14 protein-coding genes are annotated in these 23,131 nt (G+C 45.1%); 9 read left to right on the forward strand and 5 right to left on the reverse strand.

The window, feature by feature from the left end; translation table 11 throughout:
• Window positions 1–34 precede the first annotated feature (34 nt).
• A complete protein-coding gene (locus DDT91_RS16705) occupies window positions 35–556 on the forward strand; it encodes a UpxY family transcription antiterminator (protein WP_187177336.1) in 522 nt (173 codons plus the stop codon).
• Window positions 557–579: 23 nt separating this feature from the next.
• On the opposite strand, the gene DDT91_RS16710 is transcribed toward DDT91_RS16705, so the two are convergent.
• From DDT91_RS16710 to dapA, 4 genes are all read right to left on the reverse strand, one after another.
• Window positions 580–1,284, reverse strand: coding sequence for a hypothetical protein (locus DDT91_RS16710; protein WP_187177337.1), 705 nt, complete (start codon window positions 1,282–1,284; stop codon window positions 580–582).
• Between the two features lie 107 nt (window positions 1,285–1,391).
• Window positions 1,392–1,580, reverse strand: coding sequence for an exodeoxyribonuclease VII small subunit (gene xseB / locus DDT91_RS16715; protein ID WP_187177338.1), 189 nt, complete (start codon window positions 1,578–1,580; stop codon window positions 1,392–1,394).
• Window positions 1,577–2,884: an exodeoxyribonuclease VII large subunit gene (gene xseA, locus DDT91_RS16720; protein ID WP_187177339.1), complete on the reverse strand. Its 1,308-nt coding sequence runs from the start codon at window positions 2,882–2,884 to the stop codon at window positions 1,577–1,579. The genes xseB and xseA overlap by 4 nt, the downstream gene beginning before the upstream one ends.
• 5 nt (window positions 2,885–2,889) lie before the next feature.
• Window positions 2,890–3,750 carry a 4-hydroxy-tetrahydrodipicolinate synthase gene (gene dapA / locus DDT91_RS16725; RefSeq protein ID WP_187177340.1) on the reverse strand — a complete coding sequence of 287 codons (861 nt, stop codon included), beginning with the start codon at window positions 3,748–3,750 and terminating at the stop codon, window positions 2,890–2,892.
• Window positions 3,751–4,083: 333 nt separating this feature from the next.
• On the opposite strand from dapA, the gene DDT91_RS16730 reads away from it, so the two are divergent.
• On the forward strand, window positions 4,084–5,355 hold the full coding sequence (locus tag DDT91_RS16730) for a hemolysin family protein (RefSeq protein ID WP_187177341.1): 1,272 nt from the start codon (window positions 4,084–4,086) through the stop codon (window positions 5,353–5,355).
• Between the two features lie 276 nt (window positions 5,356–5,631).
• Here the strand turns inward: DDT91_RS16730 and ligA are convergent, their stop codons facing one another.
• On the reverse strand, window positions 5,632–8,085 hold the full coding sequence (gene ligA, locus DDT91_RS16735; RefSeq protein WP_187177342.1) for an NAD-dependent DNA ligase LigA: 2,454 nt from the start codon (window positions 8,083–8,085) through the stop codon (window positions 5,632–5,634).
• Window positions 8,086–8,583: 498 nt separating this feature from the next.
• On the opposite strand from ligA, the gene DDT91_RS16740 reads away from it, so the two are divergent.
• From DDT91_RS16740 to DDT91_RS16770, 7 genes are all read left to right on the forward strand, one after another.
• On the forward strand, window positions 8,584–9,216 hold the full coding sequence (locus DDT91_RS16740; protein WP_187177343.1) for a TetR/AcrR family transcriptional regulator: 633 nt from the start codon (window positions 8,584–8,586) through the stop codon (window positions 9,214–9,216).
• 99 nt (window positions 9,217–9,315) lie between these two features.
• Window positions 9,316–11,376: a methionine--tRNA ligase gene (gene metG / locus DDT91_RS16745; RefSeq protein ID WP_187177344.1), complete on the forward strand. Its 2,061-nt coding sequence runs from the start codon at window positions 9,316–9,318 to the stop codon at window positions 11,374–11,376.
• A 401-nt stretch (window positions 11,377–11,777) separates the two neighbouring features.
• Window positions 11,778–14,687: a PAS domain S-box protein gene (locus DDT91_RS16750; protein WP_187177345.1), complete on the forward strand. Its 2,910-nt coding sequence runs from the start codon at window positions 11,778–11,780 to the stop codon at window positions 14,685–14,687.
• Window positions 14,688–14,970: 283 nt separating this feature from the next.
• Complete coding sequence (locus DDT91_RS16755) at window positions 14,971–19,536, forward strand: PAS domain S-box protein (RefSeq protein ID WP_187177346.1); 4,566 nt, start codon at window positions 14,971–14,973, stop codon at window positions 19,534–19,536.
• Between the two features lie 8 nt (window positions 19,537–19,544).
• A complete protein-coding gene (locus tag DDT91_RS16760; protein WP_187177347.1) occupies window positions 19,545–19,970 on the forward strand; it encodes a response regulator in 426 nt (141 codons plus the stop codon).
• A 113-nt stretch (window positions 19,971–20,083) separates the two neighbouring features.
• Window positions 20,084–21,547 carry a potassium/proton antiporter gene (locus DDT91_RS16765; RefSeq protein ID WP_187177348.1) on the forward strand — a complete coding sequence of 488 codons (1,464 nt, stop codon included), beginning with the start codon at window positions 20,084–20,086 and terminating at the stop codon, window positions 21,545–21,547.
• 153 nt (window positions 21,548–21,700) lie between these two features.
• Window positions 21,701–23,128 carry a circularly permuted type 2 ATP-grasp protein gene (locus DDT91_RS16770; RefSeq protein WP_187177349.1) on the forward strand — a complete coding sequence of 476 codons (1,428 nt, stop codon included), beginning with the start codon at window positions 21,701–21,703 and terminating at the stop codon, window positions 23,126–23,128.
• Window positions 23,129–23,131 lie beyond the last annotated feature (3 nt).

The following is a 23,131-nucleotide window of genomic DNA, read 5'->3' on the forward strand; positions in this document are numbered from 1 at the left end:
TTTAGTATTTTCGCCTTCCCAAATACTTTGAGAGATGCATGAATTAAAATGGTATGTGATGTATACCGCGTCACGTTCGGAGAAGAAAGTCGCAGATCGATTAAAAGAACGTGGTTGGGAAGTTTACCTACCTATTGTTGAGGAATTGAGGCAATGGTCCGACCGAAAGAAAAAGGTTCAGAGGCCACTTTTTAATGGATATGTATTTGTCAAAACCCACCGTAATCAACTGTGGGAATGCCTACAAGTACCCGGTGCGGTTAAGTTTGTTCATTTCTCCGGTCAACATGCGACCATCCGTGATGAAGAATTGGAGATGATTCAGAGGGTAGTCACTACGGGCGTGGCGGTGGAAACGGATGGCTCTGATATCGAGCCCGGGGAAAAAGTCAAAGTGATGGGTGGACCTCTTCAGGATATGGTAGGAGAGTGCATTGAAAAAGGGAATAAGGATTATTTCCTCATCCGTATTCCCGGGATTTACCAAAATATGCTCATCACTATTGAGAGAAAATATTTACAGGTGATGGGAAATCCTGATTCGGTAAAATTGTAACTACGGAAGTTGAACTTTTATCTCTATTCCCTTGGCTTGGGGACAAAATACCTTCTAAACACAATTTGAGCCTGGAAAAGGTGATCTCCGTAACGGTTATTCCCTACGTTTCCATCCAAATTGTCAGAAAATGTCCAAAGCATTGTCCCCTCTCCGGCAATGTCTGAGTATGGACCAAGTTTGTAACTCAATCCTGCCCTAACGGGCACATATCCTGTTGTTATGGACTGTTTGGTGGGTTCTTCTTCAGGATTGAAGGATTTAGTTTGTTGGGTGGTAATCTGCATCACTCCGAGTCCGGCTCCTCCATACAGGTTGAATTTACTTCTGTACATGTGATTGGAGAAGGGAATCAGATAAAAGCTGGGCATCATATCGAAATAAAAGGCCTGCCCCTTTGCCGTAAAGGAAGCATTGTCAAAATACCATCTATCTCTTATCACAAAGGAAGGGTTTCCGCCGCTGCTGATCCATTGTGCTCCTGCCGTCGTTCGAAGTTCGGCCAATGGGCTAAGTTTTTTGGTCAATCCAAATGAAACTGAAGGCTTGATTGCAAAATTAAAATCCCTGTATTGCCCTCCGTTGTCCAAATAGGCAAAAGAAGGCCCAACTCCAATGCTAAAAACATTGTCTCTTGAAATCCGCTCTTTATAAAAATTCTGAGCTTGGATAGGATTTTCCTTCCAGAGAAAGCAAAAGAAAGTAAGAAAGACCAATAATGACTTCATGGGATAAGTTTTCCAACAAAGGGTTTGCATTCTTTTACCGTCAGATTAGACAACAAATATGCCATAGCCGAAATTGGAATTGAGTAAATAGTAATGAAAGCCCTGCTTTAGGCTCCTTCGAACGCTTTTTGGATGTCACTTTCGGTACTTCTAAGCTTCAATCTGCAGAGTTTTACCAATTCAGCCGCTTCTTTGACCAAGTCGGAGAGTTCGTCTACCGTTTTGTTGCCTTCTTCCAATTGGCTAAGAATCGACTCAAGGCGTTGCATGGCTTGGGTGTAGGTCATTTCACTCATTTTTCTTCAATTTGGGTAATGGTGCTGCTGATTTTTTGGGCAAAAGTATGGGTAAGCAAGGTATCACCTGGAGAGAGGTTTACCAGATGAACTGGTTTTCCTTGAGATTCTGTTCGGGTGTAGCCTTTTTTCAACAGGACTTCAGGGTCCATTTGTTTGATGACCTGTTCCAAATGATCCAGCTTGCCTGCCTGAACTTCCACAAATCGACCCAAAGTTTTCTTTAGGTTTTTCTCCAGACTATCCAAAGCTATTGATTCCATTCGAATCAAGTTTCGGCAGGCTTGTTCGGTTTGTCTTCCCAAGGTTTTGACTCTTTCACTTTCCAAAGAAAGCCTGTGTACTGCCAAAGCCTTGGTGCGGAGGGAAAAGTGCTGGATTTTACTGTCCTCTTCCTTGATTCGGAATTGGGTAGTCCGATCCAGGCGCTGAAGAATTAGTCCAAGATTCTCTTCAAACTCCCGGAATCCGGAAAGTAGAAACTCCGCTACGGCTGTGGGGGTTTTTAGCCGGGTATGCGCCACCAAATCCGCTACGGTTTCGTCTCTTTCGTGCCCTATTCCGGTAAAAACTGGCAATGGGAAATTGGCGATTTTTGCCCCCAATCGGTAATCATCAAAGCAGTCAAGGTCCAATTGGGCGCCTCCTCCCCGGATAATAACCACTGCCTCTAGGCCTTGCTGGGTAATCTGACTCTCTACCTGCTCAAGGGCAAAAATCAAGCTTGAAACCGCTTCATTTCCCTGCATTAGTGAGTTGAATAGCTGATGGTAAACCTGATAGCCGTAGGGATTATTTTCCAGTTGATTGACAAAGTCCCCGTATCCCGCAGCGGTAGCGCTGGAGATCACTGCGATTCGTTGCACCACAGGAGGGAGTTCAAATCTGCCATTTAGCCGAATCAATCCCTCTCGGGTCAGCCGATCGATGGTTTCCTGCCGGAGCCTTGCCCGCTCGCCCAGGGAGAAGGAGGGATCGATGTCCTTCACATTGATGCTCATCCCATACACAGAGTGAAAGCCCACCGAGATCTGGGCCAGGACTTTCATCCCATTTTTGAGAGAGGTTCCGGTGATATTTTCAAATTTGGCAGCAACCGAGCGGTAGTTAAATTGCCAGAGGTTGGCCTTGATTTTGGCCAAAACCTGATTTCCCTGCTTTTCCACCAGCTCAAAGTAAGCGTGTCCCTGAGGAGCTACTCTGAAGTCAGCCATTTCTCCCACTACCCAATACACCGGCTCAAGTTCACTTTCAAGAACGAGCTTGATTTTTTCAGTGAGTTGGGAGATGGATAGCGGATTCATCCGATTTACTTTTGGTAAGCCGCTTTGATCTGATTGCTGAGTTCCAAGCTTGCACGAAGCATAGGCAGTCTGACTTGGTCACTGCTGATGATTCCCATGTGCAGAAGCAAGTTTTTGATGCCCACCGGATTGCCTTCCAAATACATGAGTGAGTTCAATTCCAGCAATGAAAAAGTCGCTTCCAATGCGGAGGAGTGATCTCCGTGAGTGAGGGTCTTGAACGTCAAAGGAAATGCATTGGCAAGTACGGAGATGACACCGCTCCCGCCTACACTCATCAGGGCCTTGGTCATCAGATCATCGCCTGAGAGCAAAAGAAAATCCTTAGGCATTCCAGCGGCGATTTGCATGCATTGCTCAAGATTTCCGCTGGCCTCCTTCATCCCGATGATATTGGGGTGATGGGAAAGTTTCAGGGTGGTGGCAGCACTCATATTGGACATGGTACGGCCAGGAATATTATAAAGTACCACCGGCACAGGAGATGCGTCCGCGATCGCGGTGTAGTGGGCGATGATCCCGGCTTGACTGGGCTTATTGTAATAGGGACTGACTGAAAGGATAGCCGCCACTCCGTAAAAATCCGTGGATTCGATCTCATCCAATACCGCTTGGGTGTTGTTGCCACCGATTCCCAGCATCACCGGAACCCGGCCGTCATTGTATTCCAGGCAGGCTTTCAACACCTGTTTTTTCTCGGCGGAAGTCAAGGTGGCAGCTTCACCGGTGGTGCCAAGGACCACCAAGTAATCCACCCCGCCCGAAACTACATGGTCGATCAAGCGCTTGAGACTGTCGAAGTCAATGCTGTGATCGTCATGAAAAGGAGTAATCAGTGCGACTCCGGTGCCTTTGAATGCGTTCATGGTTTTAGATTTGATAGGGCTGCAAAGATACGGGCTTCCCTGGTTTTTCAGGGCCGTTCAAAGAAAAATATGGGTTTAGTGCGTTTAAAGTGGGTTTTGATCGATTATTGGTTTCCTTCCCTTCCCGGAAAAGCTTCAAACTCGGTGGAGGAGCGATGTTGAGGTCACTTTGAATTATTGATAAAGAAACGGATAATAAGAAATGATAATTTCTTGGGTCTAAAAGTCGGAAGCTTTTGGGTTGAACATGATATTTTAAAAGGTTTTTGATTTCATGAAAAACAGATTGCTTTTTTAGTCTAAATTCAGGGTTCGCTTCCAATAGACCAACCCGTGGAAATCCTGATTATCCTTCTTCTTGTTTTGCTAAACGGCATCTTTGCCATGTCCGAACTCTCTCTGGTTTCTTCCAGGAAGTTTAAGTTGGAAAGTTTTAAAAAACAGGGCAAATCCGGGGCTAAGGCGGCATTGGAGCTGTCTGAAAACCCCACCAAACTCTTGTCCACCGTCCAAATCGGTATCACCCTCATTGGTGTCATGCTGGGGGTGTATGGTGGGGAAAATCTTACCGATGACCTCAATCTGATGATACAAAAGGTGCCTTTTTTGGCACCCTATTCCAATACTTTGGCGGTGGGCTTGGTGGTATTGGTGATTACCTACCTATCCATTGTCTTAGGGGAATTGTTTCCAAAGCGATTGGGAATGACTTTTCCCGAGTCGATTGCCTTAATCGTGTCCAAGCCGATGATGCTGCTATCCAAAATCACCAGTCCATTTGTTTGGCTTCTGTCGGTTTCCAACGATTTTTTGCTTTGGGTTTTTGGAATCAAGAGGACCTCTGAAAGTAAGATTTCTGAGGAAGAGCTAAAAGCACTGATCAAAGAAAGTGCAGAAGGAGGGGAGATCATGGATATCGAGCAGGACATTGTGGAGCGGGTGTTTGAACTGGGAGACCGGAGAATCAACACCTTGCTGACTCATCGAGGGGAGTTGGTATTCTTCGATGTAGAAGACACGGAGGAAATTGTCAGACAGAAGATCAGCAAAGAGAAGCATTCCGCCTACCCCTTGTGCAAAGACGGGGACCTGGATGATATCGTCGGGATTGTGTTAGTCAAAGATCTGTTTGATGCCCGGCTTCAGGAAGGGTTTGACCTGCGAAAAATCGCGAAAACCCCACTTTTTTTGAATGAAAGCATGTTTGCCTATCAAGCTCTGGAACTATTCAAAGCCAAGAAATTACACTACGGATTGGTCATTGATGAGTATGGAGTCACGGTGGGGATTGTGACCATGGACGACGTGGTGGATGCCTTGGTTGGTGACTCCACCGAACTTGATCAAAATGAATATCAGATCGTTCAGCGGGATGAAGATTCTTGGCTGGTGGACGGGCAGTATTCGATCATCGATTTTGAAAAGTATTTTGACCTGGAGATCTCTCCCAAAAGCAAAAGCTTTACCACACTGGCTGGATTGATCCTGTACAAAAGCGCCTACATTCCCAATGTGGGAGATTCGGTGATTGTCCAAAATCTCAAGCTTGAGGTCGTAGATAAGGATGGTCAGCGCATAGATAAGGTGCTGGTGACCAAGGTTTAATCTGCATGATTTAATTCCACATTCGAAGTTCGAAGTTCGATATTCGCTATTCAAAATTTTTAATGTTGAATAGCGAACCTCGAATAATGAATGTTGAATTCCATTCTACTGCTAGAGCGAGTATCCCCACTCACGATCTCCTAAATCATAGATTGGTTCAGTAATTTGACAACTTTTCCAAAGTTTGGAACTTTGGAAAAGTTTTGGTCTTCCTTAGTTCTTGATACTTGTGTCTGGTATCTTGATACTTACGTCTTGCCTCTTGCTTCTATTTTCTTACCCGTTCACCAGCCTCAAAAACTCCTCCTCCGAAATCAGCGGAATTCCCAGCTTTTGGGCTTTTTCCTTTTTGCTTGGCCCCATTTCTTCCCCTTCGATGATGAAGTCTAGGTTTTTGGAAACGGAAGAAATGTATTGTCCCCCGTGGGCCTGTACAAAGTCCACAATCTCGTCCCGCTTGAAATTCTGAAGTTTGCCCGACGCCAGGATTCGCTTACCTGCCAGCGCATTTCCCAGTTGGGTGGATTCGCGCTGCTCGATCTCAAATTTGAGTCCTTGCGCCTTCAGTCTGTTGATGTTTTCCAGGTTTTCCGGCTGCGCAAAAAACTCCCGAATGCTGTGCACCAGAGTTTCGCCCACCCCGTTGATTTCGAGGAGTTGTTCGGTGCTTGCCGCCTGCAATTTTTCAATGCTGCCGAAATGCTTGGCCAGAATTACAGCGGTATTTTCTCCGATGTTTCGGATGCCAAGGGCAAAGAGCACCTTTTCAAAAGGTTGTTCTTTCGAGGCAAAAATACCCTCCATCATATTGGAAATGACGCCTTCTTGGAAGGTGTTGGCTTTGAGTTTTTTGATCCGCTCGTTGATTTCGTCTGGAAGGGTAAGTTGAAGCTCCAGCAAAATGGTATGTACCGTCCCGTGTTTTTTGCTGGCTTCCAATATTCGTTCAAAATCTACCCGTCTGCCCAAAAAGATTTCCAAAACCACCGCCACAGGCACATAATCTTCCACTTTCATCAATTCCTGATGGGAATCCAGGTTCTGAAGAAGAAAATCTACCATGCCCACATTGGCAGGCACTTTTTTCTTCCAAACCCTGATCTGTGCCTGAAAAGCCCGAAGCCGATCCCTCAATGAAAGATGATTGTTTTCCAAAAGGAAATCCTGAATCTGCTTGAAAGAAATGCCTTCCGTCAGGGCAAAAAGCGCTTTTTCGAGGGAAATATAGAGTAGGCCTGACACTTCACGTTCGTATTGGTCTTGGCTCATCTCCAATCCCAACAATTGCGGCTGCTTGGTGTCCAAGTCATAGATGTCGGCATAGCTTCGGATAAATCCCTGATCAATCAAGGCCCGGATTCGCTCCGTTCCGAGAGAATCGATATCCATCGCCCGCTTGCTGACAAAGTGCTCGATCCTACCCAAGACCTGAGGTGGGCAACCCGCGGCATTGGGGCAGTAGTGTTTGGCTTCCCCTTCTTTTCGCATCAGTTTGCTGCCACATTCAGGACAGGTGGTGATGTAGTGAATGCGCGGAGCGCCATGTTTTCTTCTGTCAGGGTTGACGGCCGTGATTTTTGGGATGATTTCCCCTCCTTTTTCCACAAAGACAAAATCTCGCTCATGAATGTCCAGGCGCTCGATTTCATTGGCATTGTGAAGGGAGGCCCGCTTCACGGTAGTACCGGCTAATTGAACCGGTGCCAAGTTGGCTACAGGAGTGATCGCTCCAGTCCGACCTACTTGGTAGGTAATGGACAGCAATTCGGTCTCTGCACTTTCTGCTTTGTATTTGTAGGCGATGGCCCAGCGGGGAGTTTTGGCCGTAAATCCCAGCTCTTCCCGTTGATCGTAATCATTAATTTTCAATACGACTCCGTCGGTATCCAGTGGTAAGAGATATCGCTTTTCTCTCCAATCTTCGATGTAGGCAAGAACTCCCTCGATACTTCTGGCTTTTTTGTAGGTGGGAGACACATTGAATCCCCAGCTTTCGATCAGGTGGATGGCTTCATCGTGCTTGGAAACACCGATGTTTTCACCCAAGAGTTGGTAGAAATAGCAGTTCAGTCTTCGCTTGGCCACTACGCTGCTGTCCTGCATTTTGAGGGTGCCAGAGGCTGCATTTCGCGGGTTGGCCATCAGCGCCTCTCCGTTGGATTCCCGTTCCGCGTTGATTTTTTCAAATTCTTTGAGGGGTAAAAAGATCTCGCCCCGAACCTCAAACTTGGCCGGAACATTGGCCGCTTTGATGCTCAAAGGGATATTTCGAATGGTTTTCACGTTGGCCGTGACGTCGTCTCCTTTGGTACCGTCACCTCGGGTGACAGCACGCACGAGTTGGCCGTTTTCATAGACCAAAGAGATAGCCACTCCGTCAAATTTCAGTTCGCAGAAATACTCGTAATTCTGATGTCCGAGACCTTTGATCACCCGCTCGTCAAATGCTTTCAATTCTTCGATGGTATAGGTGTTCCCCAAAGAAAGCATGCGGTATTCATGCTCTACGGTCTGAAATTCCTTGGTGATCGTGCCACCCACCCGTTGACTTGGGCTGTCGCTTTTTAGCAGATCGGGATACTCGTGCTCCAGACGCACCAGTTCTTCCAGCAATTGGTCAAACTCATAATCCGATATCTCAATCCTGCTTTCCTGATAATACAGATGATTGTGGTGATTGATCTCTTTGGTCAGTTGGGCAATCCGTGCGGCAGCTTCAGCGTGAGTCATGGGTGGTAAAAATTAGGTGGGGTAAAGTTAACCGAATGAGGCTTGGATTTGAAAATTGGGGAATAGCTTTTTGAGGGATGTCTTTTTCGCGTTGTTGGAGGTTGTCGGGTTGTCTGCTTCGCGTTGTCGGGTTGTCCAAGTTTTGTGGTTGTCAAGGTTGTCCAGTTGTCTAGGTTGTAGGATTATCAAGTTGTGTGCTTCGCGTTTTACAGTTGTAATGTTCTCAAGTGATTAAGTGGTAAAGGTTCGTTGATAACGAGACAACTCCGACAACAGCTTTAGCGGAAAACACTGACGACAAGATTTTCAACCAATAGCAACAGCGTAAACTGTGACAACGAGACAACTCCGACAACAGCTTTAGCGGACAACCAGACAACACTGACGGTAAGATTTTCAACCAAAAGCATCAGCGTAAACTGTGACAACGAGACAACTCCGACAACAGCTTCAGCGGAAAACATGACAACCCGATGCCTTGATTATCTTTGCCCCACTATGAGTAAAAAACTGGGATTAGAAGGAAAAATACTGGATGTCGCCTATCGGCATTTCCTCCAAAAGGGCTATCGGCAGACCACCATGGACGATATTGCCCTGGATTTGGGAATGAGTAAAAAGACGCTGTATAAGTATTTTCCGGGAAAGCTGGATTTGCTCGCCGCTTCCTTTGAAGTGCTCAAAACCAAGATGACCGCAAAAGTGGAGGCAATTCTGGATAACCGTCACCTTTCTTTTCCACTCAAGCTCAAATCTTCCCTCACCGTGATTGCCACACATTTGGCACCGATTAATCCTGAACTTTTCGAAGATCTGAGAGAGCATGCCCCAGAGATCTGGACAGCCATGACCGAGTACATCAATGAGTCAGCTTACTCACGCTTCGCTAAGCTCATCGAGCAAGGGATCGCTCAGGGATTGGTCAATCCCAGAATCAATGTCAGTCTCATCGTGATGCTCTACGCAGCGGCCGTGCAGTCACTCTTGGACCCGAAGTTTTATGGTCAGTTTCCCGAAGCCATTCAAAAAGGAATGAAGATTCCTCCATCGGATATCTATGATCAAGCCATCAGCATCATTTACAATGGCATTCTGACCGAGGAAGCCCGCAATGAATTTATCAACGCCTAGCCTCTCCTTCGGTCGATTTCTCTATCTTTGGAGCCAATTTTAGTGGTCAGAGTAAGGTCCTCTTCGGTCTTCTGTCTCCGATCTTCCATCTAATTAAACATGAGAAATAAAAATTTCAAACGATACACCATTACCTCGGCGCTTCCCTATGCCAATGGGCCGCTGCATATCGGTCACCTTGCAGGGTGCTACGTACCTGCCGACATCTACGTACGCTACCTTCGTTCTCAGGGACGCGACGTTGCTTTTATCTGCGGTTCGGATGAGCATGGCGTAGCCATTACCATCAAGGCAGCCAAAGAGGGCAAAACTCCCCAGCAGGTAGTTGACCACTACCATCAGATGATGAAGCATAGCTTCCAGGAATTTGGAATCAGCTTTGATCACTATTCCAGGACCTCTGCCAAGATTCATCATGAGACTGCTCAGGGCTTCTTCACGGATTTGTACCAGAAGGGTGAATTTCTCGAGCAGACTACCGAGCAATATTATGACGAAGAGGCAGGACAATTTTTGGCAGATCGATACATCGAAGGAACCTGTCCCAAGTGTGGAAACGAACACGCCTACGGAGATCAGTGTGAAAAGTGCGGTACTGCGCTCAGTCCGACCGAATTGATCAATCCAAAATCCAAGCTAAGCGGAAGAACACCCGTGCTAAAGGAAACCAAGCACTGGTTCCTGGATTTGGCGCGCTATCAGGATTTCCTGAAAAAGTGGATCCTCGAAGACCATGCGGATGACTGGAAAAACAACGTGCTCGGTCAGTGTCGTTCTTGGTTGGAAGCAGGAGACGGTCTTCAGGCCCGTTCCATGACCCGAGATTTGGACTGGGGAATTCCGGTGCCTTTGAATGATGCCCAGGGCAAAGTGCTCTATGTATGGTTTGATGCGCCTATTGGATACATTTCTTCTACCAAAGAGTGGGCAGCAGAAAAAGGAATTGACTGGCAACCCTATTGGAAAGATCAGGATACCAAGTTGGTGCACTTTATCGGTAAGGACAACATCGTCTTTCACTGCATCATTTTCCCGGCCATCCTGAAAACACACGGAGGCTACGTGCTTCCGGAAAATGTGCCTGCCAACGAGTTTCTGAATTTGGAAGGAGATAAAATCTCCACTTCCCGCAATTGGGCAGTGTGGCTTCATGAGTATTTGCATGAATTTCCGGGCAAGCAGGATGTACTCCGCTACGTGCTGACTGCCAATGCCCCTGAGACCAAGGACAATGATTTCACCTGGAAGGATTTTCAGGGCCGAAACAACTCTGAATTGGTTGCTATTTATGGAAACTTTGTCAATCGTGCCGTGGTACTGACGCAAAAGTTCTTCAGCGGAATTGTCCCCGAAAGAGGTGAGTTGAGAGGAATTGATCAGGAAGTATTGAAAGAGCTGGAAGCTTTTCCTGAGAAAATTGCTACCTCATTGGAGCGCTACCGATTCCGGGAGGCCCTCTCCCTCGTGATGGATTTGGCACGAATGGGTAATAAATACCTGGCAGATACAGAGCCTTGGAAAGAAATCAAAACCGACGAGCCTCGCACCAAAACGATTTTGAATATTGCTTTAAATATCGCCGCCAATCTCGCGATTGTTTCTGAACCTTTCCTCCCACATACTGCCAAAAAGCTTTTCGACCTCTTCGGAATGGAAGGAGGAAAATGGTCTCAGGCAGGAAACAGAAATCTGATCCAAGCCAATCGGGCATTGGGCACGATGGGTCTTCTTTTCGAAAAGATCGAAGACGAAACGGTAGAAAAACAAGTACAAAAACTCCTTGATGCCAAGAAAATGAACGAAGCAGCCAATGCACCTGTGACTCCCATGAAGGAGCTGATCACCTACGATGACTTTGCCAAGCTGGATATGCGTGTGGTTACCGTCCTCGAAGCGGAGCGAATGCCGAAATCCAAAAAGCTCCTCAAGCTGAAAGTGGATATTGGTCTTGGCTATCGTACCGTATTGAGCGGGGTGGCGGAACACTTCGAGCCGGAATTTTTGATCGGAAAGCAAATCGTCATGCTGATCAACTTGGCACCAAGAAAAATGATGGGAATCGACTCAGAAGGAATGATCCTCATGGCAGAAGACAAGGATGGAAAGCTGAAATTGCTTCACCCACATGAGGGCACAGCCAACGGATCTACCATTTCTTAATGCAAGACTTGCTGTAGACCAAAACTAATTTGATTCAGAGTTCAGAGTTTAAGGTTTTCAGCACCCAAACTTTGAACTCTTTTTTTATTCTTTTATCCCGTTGGCAGATTGCAGTCCGGTAAACCGAGGCTTTGGATGTCTTGATTCGTAGCCTGATAAGCTGTGGGAAAAATAGCTGTCCAGTCAATAAGGATCACTAAATCAATTGCTTAACATTCATAGCGCGCATTTCACTTTTTTGGGAATTCTATCCTGAAGGGAGATGAATACATTTCATTTACAGATTTCTCCGAATTGTTCAATTTTTATTCCAATCATCTATTGATTTCAGCTCAAAATTCAATTCAATTGAGTTACCTTTCATTTGCTTTACCCCTACACTTATAAGCTTAACACCCATTATGCCATCGTCAAAATCTTTGCGGTTTCTGGTGGTTGCCTCTGTCCTGATCATTTTGATCAGTGCAGGCTTCTTCTTTGTCAATTTGAGAAATCAGATTGCCTTGGCTACCAGAAGTTTTGAGGTTGAAAACAAAATCAATCAGCTAAATCAATTCTACAAGACTTACTTAGATTTAGTCGTTGAGAAGCGACGGTACCAGTCATCAGTTGATCCTGCGAGTAAGTCGACGTTTGAAAATTTGGAGTTGGAAATTTCAAGCCAACTAGACAGCTTGGTCAAAAGCCGATCTGGATTTGAACAATTTGAGAGCGGATTTCAGAGTTTTTTTTCCGGCTTTCAGAAAAGAATGGATCAGCTGAAACGTCATGTTGGATATTTTGACCACATGTCTGAGGATTCTGCCAAGGCTCAGATTGTATTGGAGAATTTGGATATTCAACTGCTTTCAGGCCAAGTCGAATTAGACTATCAAGAACTTTTATCCTCTTTGTTTCAGGAGAGCGACCGTCTGAAAAGAGAGTACTTTGCAAAAGCCAGGTTTAATTCCTTTGGGTTTTTGGTTTTGTTTTTACTTTCCATCGTCTTGATTTTGGTGAATTATTTTCAGGGAAGAAAGCAGCAGAAACTGGAAGTCGAAAAGAAAATACAACAGGCTCAGTTGGAAATGGCCCATAATGACATGCTGGAATTTCAGGCCACCTTTGACCATGCAGCGATTGGAATGGGGCTTTTAGATGAGTCTGGCAAGTGGATTAAAGTGAATGCAAGTCTTTGTAGAATGCTAGGCTATACTCCTGATGAACTTTTGAAAAAAACATTCCAGGATATCACCCACCCGGATGATTTGTTTAAGGATATGGAATTTGCCCAGCAGTTGTTCGAAAGGAAAATCAATTCCTATTCCATGGAGAAGCGGTATTTTACCTCAGAGGGAGAAATCATTTGGATCAATCTGAATGGGACAGCGGTGAGGAATGAGGATGGATCGTTTAGGTATTTTATCGCCCAAATAGAAAACATCAATCCGAGGAAATTAGCCTATCAAGCTCTGCAAGAGCAAAAAGAGCGGTTTGAGAATGTCATTAGAGGAACAAAGGCCGGAATTTGGGAATGGAATATACAGACAGGGGAGACGGTATTCAATGAAATTTGGGCGGAGATAATAGGGTATAGCCTGGACGAACTCGGGCCTATCTCTATCAAGACCTGGGAGAAATTTGCCCATCCGGAGGATTTGGAAAAATCGGGCAAGTTGTTGGAAAAGTGTTTTACCGGCGAGTCTGAATATTACGAATGTGAGTGCCGCATGAGGCATAGAGATGGACATTGGGTTTGGGTATTGGATCGGGGGAAAGTATTGTCTTGGACCTATGATGGCAAGCCTGAAAAAATGTTCGGAACCCACATGGATATCAGCAGGTTTAAAAGTCTGGAAGATGAACTTCTCAAAAAGGAGGCATTTATCCAGGCAATGCTGGATACTATTGATATAGGTATAGTGGCTTGTGATGCAAACGGGAATCTCAATCTCTTCAATAAGGCAACCATGGGATTTCATGGGATAGATACTAAGGAGATAGACCCAACAGAGTGGGCCAAATACTATCATCTTTACCGGGAAGACGGGGTCACCCTTTTGGAAAAAGAGGAGGTGCCACTTTACCGGGCTTGGAAGGGAGAGGTCGTGGAAAATCAGGTCATCTGTATCAAGCACATTTCGGGCAGGTTGTATTTCATCAATACCTCAGGTTACCAGATCAAGGATGAATTGGGTCGGACTCAAGGAGCCGTGGTGGCCATGAAAGACATCACAGAAAGTCGGCAAATAGCCTTGGAAATCGAGAACAGTGAACGCAAATTCAAAGGGATTTTCAATTCCACTTTTCAGTTTATCGGATTTTTAGAGCCAGACGGCAAGCTGATAGAGGCAAATCAAACCGCCCTGGATTTTGGCGGACTTCTTCCGGAAGATGTCGTTGGGAAGAAATTTTGGGATTGCTTTTGGTGGCAGATCTCTCCGGAAACCCAGCAGCAATTGGAGCAGGCTATTTACAGGGCTTCTCAGGGAGAATTTGTCCAATACGAGGTGGCTGTGTGGGATAAGGATAAAAATCCGGTAACGATTTTATTCAATCTTAAGCCGCTTAGGGATAAGGAAGGTGAAGTGATCGCCATTATTCCGGAGGGAAGACTGATCCAGGATATCGTGGATGCCCGGAAATCTTTGGAGGAAAAAAACCACGAACTCGAGCGGTTTGCTTCGGTGGCTTCGCACGATTTGAAGGAACCACTTCGGATGGTTGTCAATTTTCTTCAGTTGTTGGAAAGAAAATACAAGGGTAAACTGGATGAAAAAGCCGATCAATATATTCATTTCGCAGTGGATGCCTCCCAGCGGATGAATGTGTTGATCTCCGATTTACTGGAGTTTAGCAAGATCGGAAATGATGATACTGACTTGGAATCCATCGACATGGACCGATTGGTGCAGGACCAGAAGCAGTATTTTGCCACTCTTTTGGAAGAAAGCAACGGCAAAATCACCTCTGGTTCCCTTTCTCCGATCCATGGAAAAAAGGTCCCTGTCAACATGCTGTTTAGAAATCTGATCGGGAATGCCATCAAATACAGAAAAAGAGAGGTACCCCTGGAAATCAATATTGAAGAAAAGGAATATGCTGACAGCTGGGAATTTATCATTTCTGACAACGGAATAGGGTTTGATCCCAGCCAGGCGGAGCGGATTTTCGAGATGTTCAAAAGGTTGCATACCAATCAGGAGTTTGCCGGAACAGGTCTCGGACTAGCCATATGCAAAAAAATTGTTGAACAGCATCACGGTAGAATTTGGGCCGAGTCCAGCCCAGGACAGGGCAGCGCCTTCCATTTCACCCTAAGCAAAAACTAACCATGGCATGCTGGGACTTGGACAAAGAGTTAGAGGATACTCATTTGATTTACTTATCGAAGCCAAATCAAATATACCTAAGAATGACCAAGTGGTTCCTTCATCGAGAATCGGTAAATCGTATACGAAAAAGTTTATTCAACTAAATAAGAATGCATTGCTCACAATAGAAGTGTTTTTGCTCCTATTGATCCGGGCAATAAAGAACATGGGGCAAAAGCATACATGGTTTTCTGAAAAGGAAATCAAGGCGGTATAGAATCTGGGATGCCAGAACTTGGGTATGGAAAAAAAAGAGAATAAGCCATTTGTTTTTGTTTTGGTCTCAAGGGACTGGACCTTGGACTACGTCTCTCCGGAAGATCTTTATGCCATGCAAGAAGGTCTTGGGTGGGATGTGCAATTGGGAGTTTACCTTCCCCAACTGATTCAGGATAATCAGCGGGAATACTTTATAGAACAACTCAAGGCAGGATTCTCTGGAAAGTGTTTTTCTTTTGAAATTCTTTTTCCCTGCAAGAAGACCCATCAAAAATCCTGTGAGGTGGTAGTCACTCCAGCCCACTATGCCGATGGTCAAGTCTCCAAAGTGGGATTAGCCATTCGATGTAGGGATGAATTCCATGAAGAACTGGCTAAGATCAATGAGGATGGACTCCTGAGTATCGTGTTCAATTCAGTTTCATTGGGGATATGCATTACCGACCATCATGGGAATTTTGTTGAAGCGAACCGTGAATACTGCAGAATTTATGGCTATGAAAGGGAAGAATTGATAGGCAAAAGCTTCTTGATGGTAGTGGATCCTTCATACCATGCTTTCGTGCAAAAGGTTCATGATGATTTTTTTACCAAAGGAGAAGAGCCGCCGGGTGAGTTTGAGGTGCTGACCATAAATGGAAGCAGGATAACAATCAGTGTTTTTTCTGACAAGTTGGTCACTCCTGATGGAGAAAAATATAAAGTGACCACCGTTCAGGACATCACAGAGTTGAAGGCACTTGAGGATCAGGTGGCAAGTGTCTCTCAGAATATTCCCGGGATCGTCTTCCGTTATCTGTTGAAGCCGGACGGTACCGATCAGATACTATTTGTGTCAGAAGGAGCCAAGATATTTTGCGGAGTAAATCCTCAGGAAATCCTGAAAGACATGAGGTTTATTTGGGATAAGATCCATCCGGATTTTGTAGAGAATCTGCGTGAATCCATTCTCAGATCAGCCCAAACCCTCAAGCATTGGGAGTCCGAATGGAAATATCTTCATCCTGATGGTACGGTTCGCTGGCATAGAGCAAGAGGAAATCCTAGAAAACAATCCGATGGCTCGGTGGTATGGGATTCGATTATCTTGGATGTCACGCACGAGAAAGAGGCAGAACTTGCAGTTCAGGAAACTGAAGTCCGGTTTGAAAAACTGATCAGTGATGGGGTGGAAATGATCGCTATACTTGATAGCGAAGGTCATTACACCTACAACAGCAAGTCCTACCAGACCATACTTGGATATTCACCCGAAGAATTGAAAGGATTTCAGGCGTTTTCCCTTATCCATCCGGATGACGTCCCCACCCTTTATTCAGACTTCCAACAAGTATTTGCCCAAAAGAAAGTCTATTCCCAACCTTACAGAATTCGCAGTAAAGACGGAAAGTACATTTGGCTCAAATCCATCGGTACCAATCTCCTGGATGACCCGCAGATCCAGGGAATCGTAGTCAACAGTACCGATGTGACAGAGCTCATCCAGGTGAAAATGGATCTTGAATCCTCCGAGAAACAATACAAATATCTTTTCGAGAATAATCCCGGCTCGATGATGATCTGGGATTTGGCTACCGGACAGATCCTGGATGTCAATGACCGCACTTGCAGGCTTTATGGCTACACGCGCGAGGAATTATTGGGGATGACCGTGTATGATGTCCGGCCAAAAGAGGAGGTTCCTAAATTCAAGGAAATGTCGGAAAAGCAAAGCTGGGTCAATTACGAGGGGCCAAGGCTTTATTCGGGGATTTCCCGTCATATACACAAATCCGGAGAACTTCTGGATGTGCAGATTAACGCCCAAATGATTGATTACAAAGGGAAGCGGGTTTCCTTGGTGTTGCTTCAGGATGTCACGCAAAAGCTTAAAGAAGAAGTAAGGCTTAAGCTGCTTGAAAGCGTAGTGACCCATGCCAATGATGCGGTTATAATTACAGAAGCTGAGCCTTTTTCAATGCCCGGTCCGAGGATCGTCTATGTCAATGAGGCGTTTACCCGAATGACCGGCTATTCTGCGGAGGAAGTTATTGGAAAGACCCCCAGGATTTTACAGGGACCAAAGACCAACAAAGAAGATCTGGAAGTACTCAGGGAAGCCATGAGAAACTGGGAGTCCTCTGAGGTAACGACCATCAATTACAGAAAAAACGGAGAAGAATTCTGGACTAACTTCTCCATTAGCCCTGTGTCAGATGCCAAAGGTTGGTTTACCCATTGGATTTCCATTCAAAGGGATGTGACCAAGCAGAAGGTCGAAGAACAGAAGCGCGAATTGGCCTCGAGAATCATGCAGATTTTTGGGGAAGAGGAAAGATTCAACTTCGCCTTAGACAGAGGCCTCGAGCAACTTGTCCGATTCAAAGATCTGGATGTGGGAGAAGTTTGGCTGCTGAATTCGGAGAAGTCAAAACTCAAGTTGAATTCAAGGTTTGCCCATAGTGAGGCTGGACTAAAATTTATTTCTCTCGTAGACCGGAGTATTATCTTTAAAAAAGGGGAAGGATTGGCAGGAAAAATTTGGAAAAATAACCAACCCATGGTCATCGATGAATCGGTTGAGCTCCAGGAATTCCCCAGAAAAGATGCCTTGATCGAGTCTGGATTAACTTGTGCGTTTGGGTTTCCCATTCACAACAATCAAGAAGTCATTGGGGTGGCCTTGTTTGCTACAAAAAGAAAAAATGGATTTGTTCAGTCTGCCTTGGATAGTTTTGGTACCATTAATGAAGTCCTTGGATCAGAGATTCATAGAAAAAAAGTAGAGGAGGAATTGTCTCAGATTTTTAATACTGCCCAGGATATCATTTGCATCTCGGGATTTGATGGATTTTTCAAAAAGGTCAACAAAGGAGCGGTCTATAACCTTGGATATTCGGAGGAGGAACTTCTTTCTAAACGGTATGATCATTTTCTCCATCCGGATGACAAAGCCGGATCTGAGGTCGAAATGAAGAATTTGATCAATGGCCAAAACGTCTTTCATTTTGTCAATCGGTTTATCAGCAAAGAAGGAGATGTGGTTTGGCTGGATTGGAATTGTACCGCTGTGCCAGAGGAGGAGTTGATTTACTGTGTGGCCAAAAATATCACTGAAGAAAAAGGTCTTCAAAACTTGTTGGAAAGCGCCAACAAGATGGCCAAAATCGGATTTTGGGATGTGGATGTCATTCGCGGTACCCAATATTGGAGTCCGATAACCAAGGAAATTCATGAGGTTCCATCTGATTTTGATCCCAGCGTTGAGCAGGGGATCCTTTTTTATGATCCCGATTCAATTCCAGTAATTTCTGAGAATTTCTATCGTTGCCAAGAAACAGGTGAGCCTTATGATCTGGAACTTCCGATCATCACCGCTAAGGGAAAACCCATCTGGATACGTACCCAAGGTCAGGCGGAATTTAGAGATGGGGTGTGTGTGAGGGTATATGGTACGATACAGGACATCACCGATCGAAGAGCGGCGGAAGAATTAATCCGCCAGTCCAATGAGCGGTTTGAAAATGTGGCTAAAGCTACCCGAGATGCAATTTGGGATCATGACATTCGTTCCCACAAATTGTATTGGGGAGATGGATTTAGAACACTTTTTGGATATGAACCAAACACCTACAGCCAGCATTTCGAAGCTTGGGTATCCAAAATTCATCCGGAAGACAAGGAAAGGGTTACCGGGAATCTGGTTTCAGCCCTAGAGAATTCCTCTGTTTTGACCATTGAAAATGAATACCGCTTTTTGAAAGCCGACGGGACTTATGCCTATGTATCAGACCGTGGGATCATCATCAGGGATGGGCAAGGAAAAGCAGTACGATTGGTCGGTGCCATGTCTGATGTGACTGAGCGCAAAAAATTTGAGTCATCGCTCAAATCCCTGAATGAACGATTGGAGACAAGAGCTCTGGAACTGGCTAGGTCCAACGCCGAATTGGAGCAGTTTGCCTACGTTGCTTCCCATGACCTGCAAGAGCCTCTTCGTATGGTTACCAGTTTCTTGTCGCAGCTTGAAATCAAATATCAGGATAAACTGGATGAGCGGGCAAATAAGTACATCCATTTTGCAGTGGATGGTGCTAAACGAATGAGGCAGATCATTTTGGATTTGCTCGAATTTTCCAGAGTGGGCAGGATGAATGAGGAGGTTACCCAAATCTCGATTCATTCCATTCTGAAGGAAGTATGCACGCTTCAATCGAGCCTGATTGAAAGCAAAAAAGCCAAGATCAAATGGAATGAAATGCCGGTAATAACTGGTTCGAAAACTCCCTTGATCCAGATTTTCCAAAATCTGATCAGCAATGCAGTTAAATACAGCAAAGAGGGAGTTGCTCCAGAGGTAAAAATTTCCTTTAAGGAATTGCCGGAATTTTGGCAATTTGAGATCCAAGACAACGGAATTGGAATCGATGCAGAGAGTATTGACAAAATCTTTGTTATTTTTCAAAGATTGCACACCAAAGATCAATATGCTGGGACTGGAATCGGTCTCGCAATTGTAAAAAAGACAATTGAGAATTTAGGGGGAAAGATTTGGGTGGAATCCTCGCCAGGGGTAGGATCCACATTCCGATTTACCTTAAAGAAATGAGCTGAAAGATGAAAAAGATTCAGATTCTATTGGTGGAGGACAATGAAGGGGATATTTTATTGACCACCGAAGCCTTGGAAGGATTGACGATCGAAAATGAAATAAAAGTGGTCAAAACCGGCAAAGATGCCATCGATTACGTGACCCGCTCGGGGAATTTCTCCAATGTAATTCTCCCGGATTTGGTATTGTTGGATATCAATTTGCCCGTGAAAAACGGGATTGAGGTTTTGTCTGTCATCAAGTCCGATGAAAAGACCAAGCACATTCCGGTCATCATGCTGACCACCTCTTCCTCAAAAACCGACCGCGAAGCAGCAGAGAGATTAAGCGCTGATTTGTTCATTTCCAAGCCTATCGATATGTACGCTTATGAAGAAGTGGTGCTATTGATCGAGAACTTTCTGAAAAATTTGGATCAACGATTGAATTAGTATCTTTTGTCGTTCTTACATTTTTTCGAAAACAGGGAACCATTTAGGTCCTCTGGTTTTTATCTTTTCCATACCCAGACAACCCTGATTATTTTTAAAAGGCCTTTTTTCCTATGCTTATAACTCCCGAGAATATCATTCTGGTCAGTTCGATTTTGCTCATTTTGAGTATTATAGCCAGTAAGACTGCTGGTAGAGCAGGGATTCCTGTGTTGCTGCTTTTTTTGGGCGTGGGGATGTTGGCTGGGACAGATGGAATAGGCAAGATCAATTTTGAGGATCCGTTTGCCGCGCAGTTTTTGGGAGTAATTGCACTTACCTACATTCTTTTCTCCGGAGGGCTTGATACCAAGTGGGAATCTATCAGGCCTGTACTAGGGCCAGGTATGGTGTTGTCTACCCTCGGTGTATTGTTGACAGCGGTGTCAGTTGGGGTATTTGCCTCCTGGGTAGGAGGCATTTCCCTCAAGGAAGGGATTTTACTTGGTGCGATTGTGTCTTCCACGGATGCGGCCGCGGTCTTTTCCATTTTGAGAAATAAGAGTATTGGTTTAAAGGGAAATCTTCGTCCTTTGCTCGAATTGGAGTCTGGTAGCAATGATCCCATGGCCTTCTTTTTGACTATCGGGATGACCTCATGGCTGAGTTTGGAGGGGTTTTCTCCCGTGGATTTGGTTCCTATGTTTTTCAAGCAGATGATCCTAGGTGCCTTGGGAGGTTATGGATTGGGCAAGGCTTGTGTATTGCTGGTAAATCGCATCAATCTGGAATATGAGGGCTTGTACTCCGTGCTTATGTTGGCTTTGGTCGCCATGATTTATGCCTTGACAGACAGGATAGGTGGTAATGGGTTCTTGGCAGTTTACCTGGCAGGCATCACCATGAACCAGTCTCGAATCGTGCACTACAAAAGTTATATCCGGTTTTTTGACGGGGTGGCTTGGCTGATGCAGATCGTCATGTTTATCACCTTGGGTCTGCTGGTTTTCCCAAGTCAGGTTTTGCATGTGGTAGGAATAGGATTTCTGATAGCCGTGTTTTTGATTTTTGTCGCAAGACCTTTAGGTGTGTGGGCTTCCTTGGTCTTTTTCAGGTTTAAAACCCGAGAAAAACTGTTTATCAGTTGGGTAGGTTTGAGAGGTGCCGTGCCCATTGTTTTTGCCACATTTCCCTTATTGGCAGGATTGGAAAAGAGTAACCTGATTTTCAATATCGTATTTTTCATTGTCATAGCTTCGGTATCCCTCCAAGCTACAACCTTGGCCAAAGTGGCAAAATGGCTTCATTTGGCAGTTCCAGAGGGTTTGAAAAGGAAAAGTTTGTTGGATATTGAACTCTCGGATGGATTCAAAAATGCCTTGGTTGAGGTGGTTCTGCCCCAGAGTTCGACGTTGGATGGGAAGAAAATCCTCGATTTGAATTTTCCCAAGACCGCTCTGATTGTTTTGATTAACAGAGACCATAAGTACATCACGCCTAATGGCTCTACCGAGCTGAAATCAGGAGACCAGCTGATGGTGATGGTCAATTCGGAATCAGAGGAACAGAAAATCAAAGAGGTGCTCGGGGTTTTATAAAAGAAGAATGGTTAATAAAAATGGATTTTTTTTGAATATCGATTAATAGAATGGCTTTTTCAGTTTAAAAATAATCTGATTAAATCAGGATTTTTGAAAATATTTTATTTTCAGGTTTCTTTTTTAACTTACTTGAGATTAAGAGAGAAGCCTATGAAGACAGAGGGATATTCCAGTCAGGAGCATTACGATGAAATGTTTACCAAAGAGGGACTGATCAGGCCTCATTACCGTGAGTTTTACCAATTTTTGAGTAAAGTCTCCTCAAAAAAGATGCATCAGCTCCAATTTTCGGCCAATAAAACCCAGAAGGCCATGGGGATGACATTTAATGTATACCATGACAATCAGGGAATGGAAAAAATCCTTCACCTGGACATCATTCCCAGAATCCTGCCCAATTCAGAGTGGAGAAAATTAGAGGCCGGCCTCAAACAGCGAGTCCATGCGCTCAATCTGTTTTTGCAGGACGTGTACAACGAGCAAAGAATTCTTAAGGATAAAATTGTTCCTCCTGAGTTGATTCTCCACTCAAAGGATTACCTCAAGCCCTGCATGGGTTTGACCCCTCCAAAAGGGATCTGGTGTCATATCACAGGCACGGATCTGGTACGGGACAAAGACGGGGAATACTATATCTTGGAAGACAACCTTCGCTGTCCTTCGGGGGTAAGTTATATGCTGGAGAGCAGAGAAATTATCAAGCGCGCCTATCCACAACTGTTCAATGATGAAGGAGTAATGCCAGTATCTGATTACCCGGTCAAGCTCCTAAAGATGCTCCAATACCTTTCAGACAAACCCAAACCTGTGGTAGGAGTATTGACTCCGGGAATCTACAATTCGGCCTATTTTGAGCATTCCTATTTGGCCTTGCAAATGGGCGTTGAGTTGGTCAATGGGGTCGATTTGGTGGTCAAGGACAAAAAAGTATACATGCAGACCACCAAAGGGCTGCAGCAGATCGATGTGATCTACCGAAGGATTGATGATTCCTTCCTGGATCCGCTCACTTTCAATCCCCAATCCATGCTTGGCGTGCCAGGCATATTTGAAGCTTATAAAGCGGGAAATGTAGCGTTTGCCAATGCTCCGGGCACGGGGGTTGCAGATGATAAGGCCGTCTATGCCTATGTCCCGAGGATCATTAAGTATTACCTCGGTGAGGACCCCATCCTTCAGAATGTGCCCACCTATCTTTGTCGGGAAGAGGAAGACAGAAACTACGTATTGGCGCACATCGACAAGTTGGTAGTGAAAGAAACAAATGCAGCCGGGGGATATGGGATGCTCATCGGGCCTAAGTCCACCAAGGAAGAGCATGCCCGTTTCCGGGAGTTGATCAAAGCCAATCCGGATAATTACATCGCCCAGCCTACGCTTTCTCTTTCCACTGTCCCATGCCTGACCGACCAGGGAATTGCAGGCCGGCATGTGGACCTTAGGCCTTATATTCTGTATGGAGAAGAGATTGAAGTGATCCCGGGAGCATTGACCCGCGTGGCTCTTAAGGAAGGTTCGCTGGTGGTCAACAGTTCTCAAGGCGGAGGAAGTAAAGATACTTGGGTGTTATATAAATAGGTA

The organism is Algoriphagus sp. AK58, assembly GCF_014324365.1.
GTDB lineage: Bacteria > Bacteroidota > Bacteroidia > Cytophagales > Cyclobacteriaceae > Algoriphagus.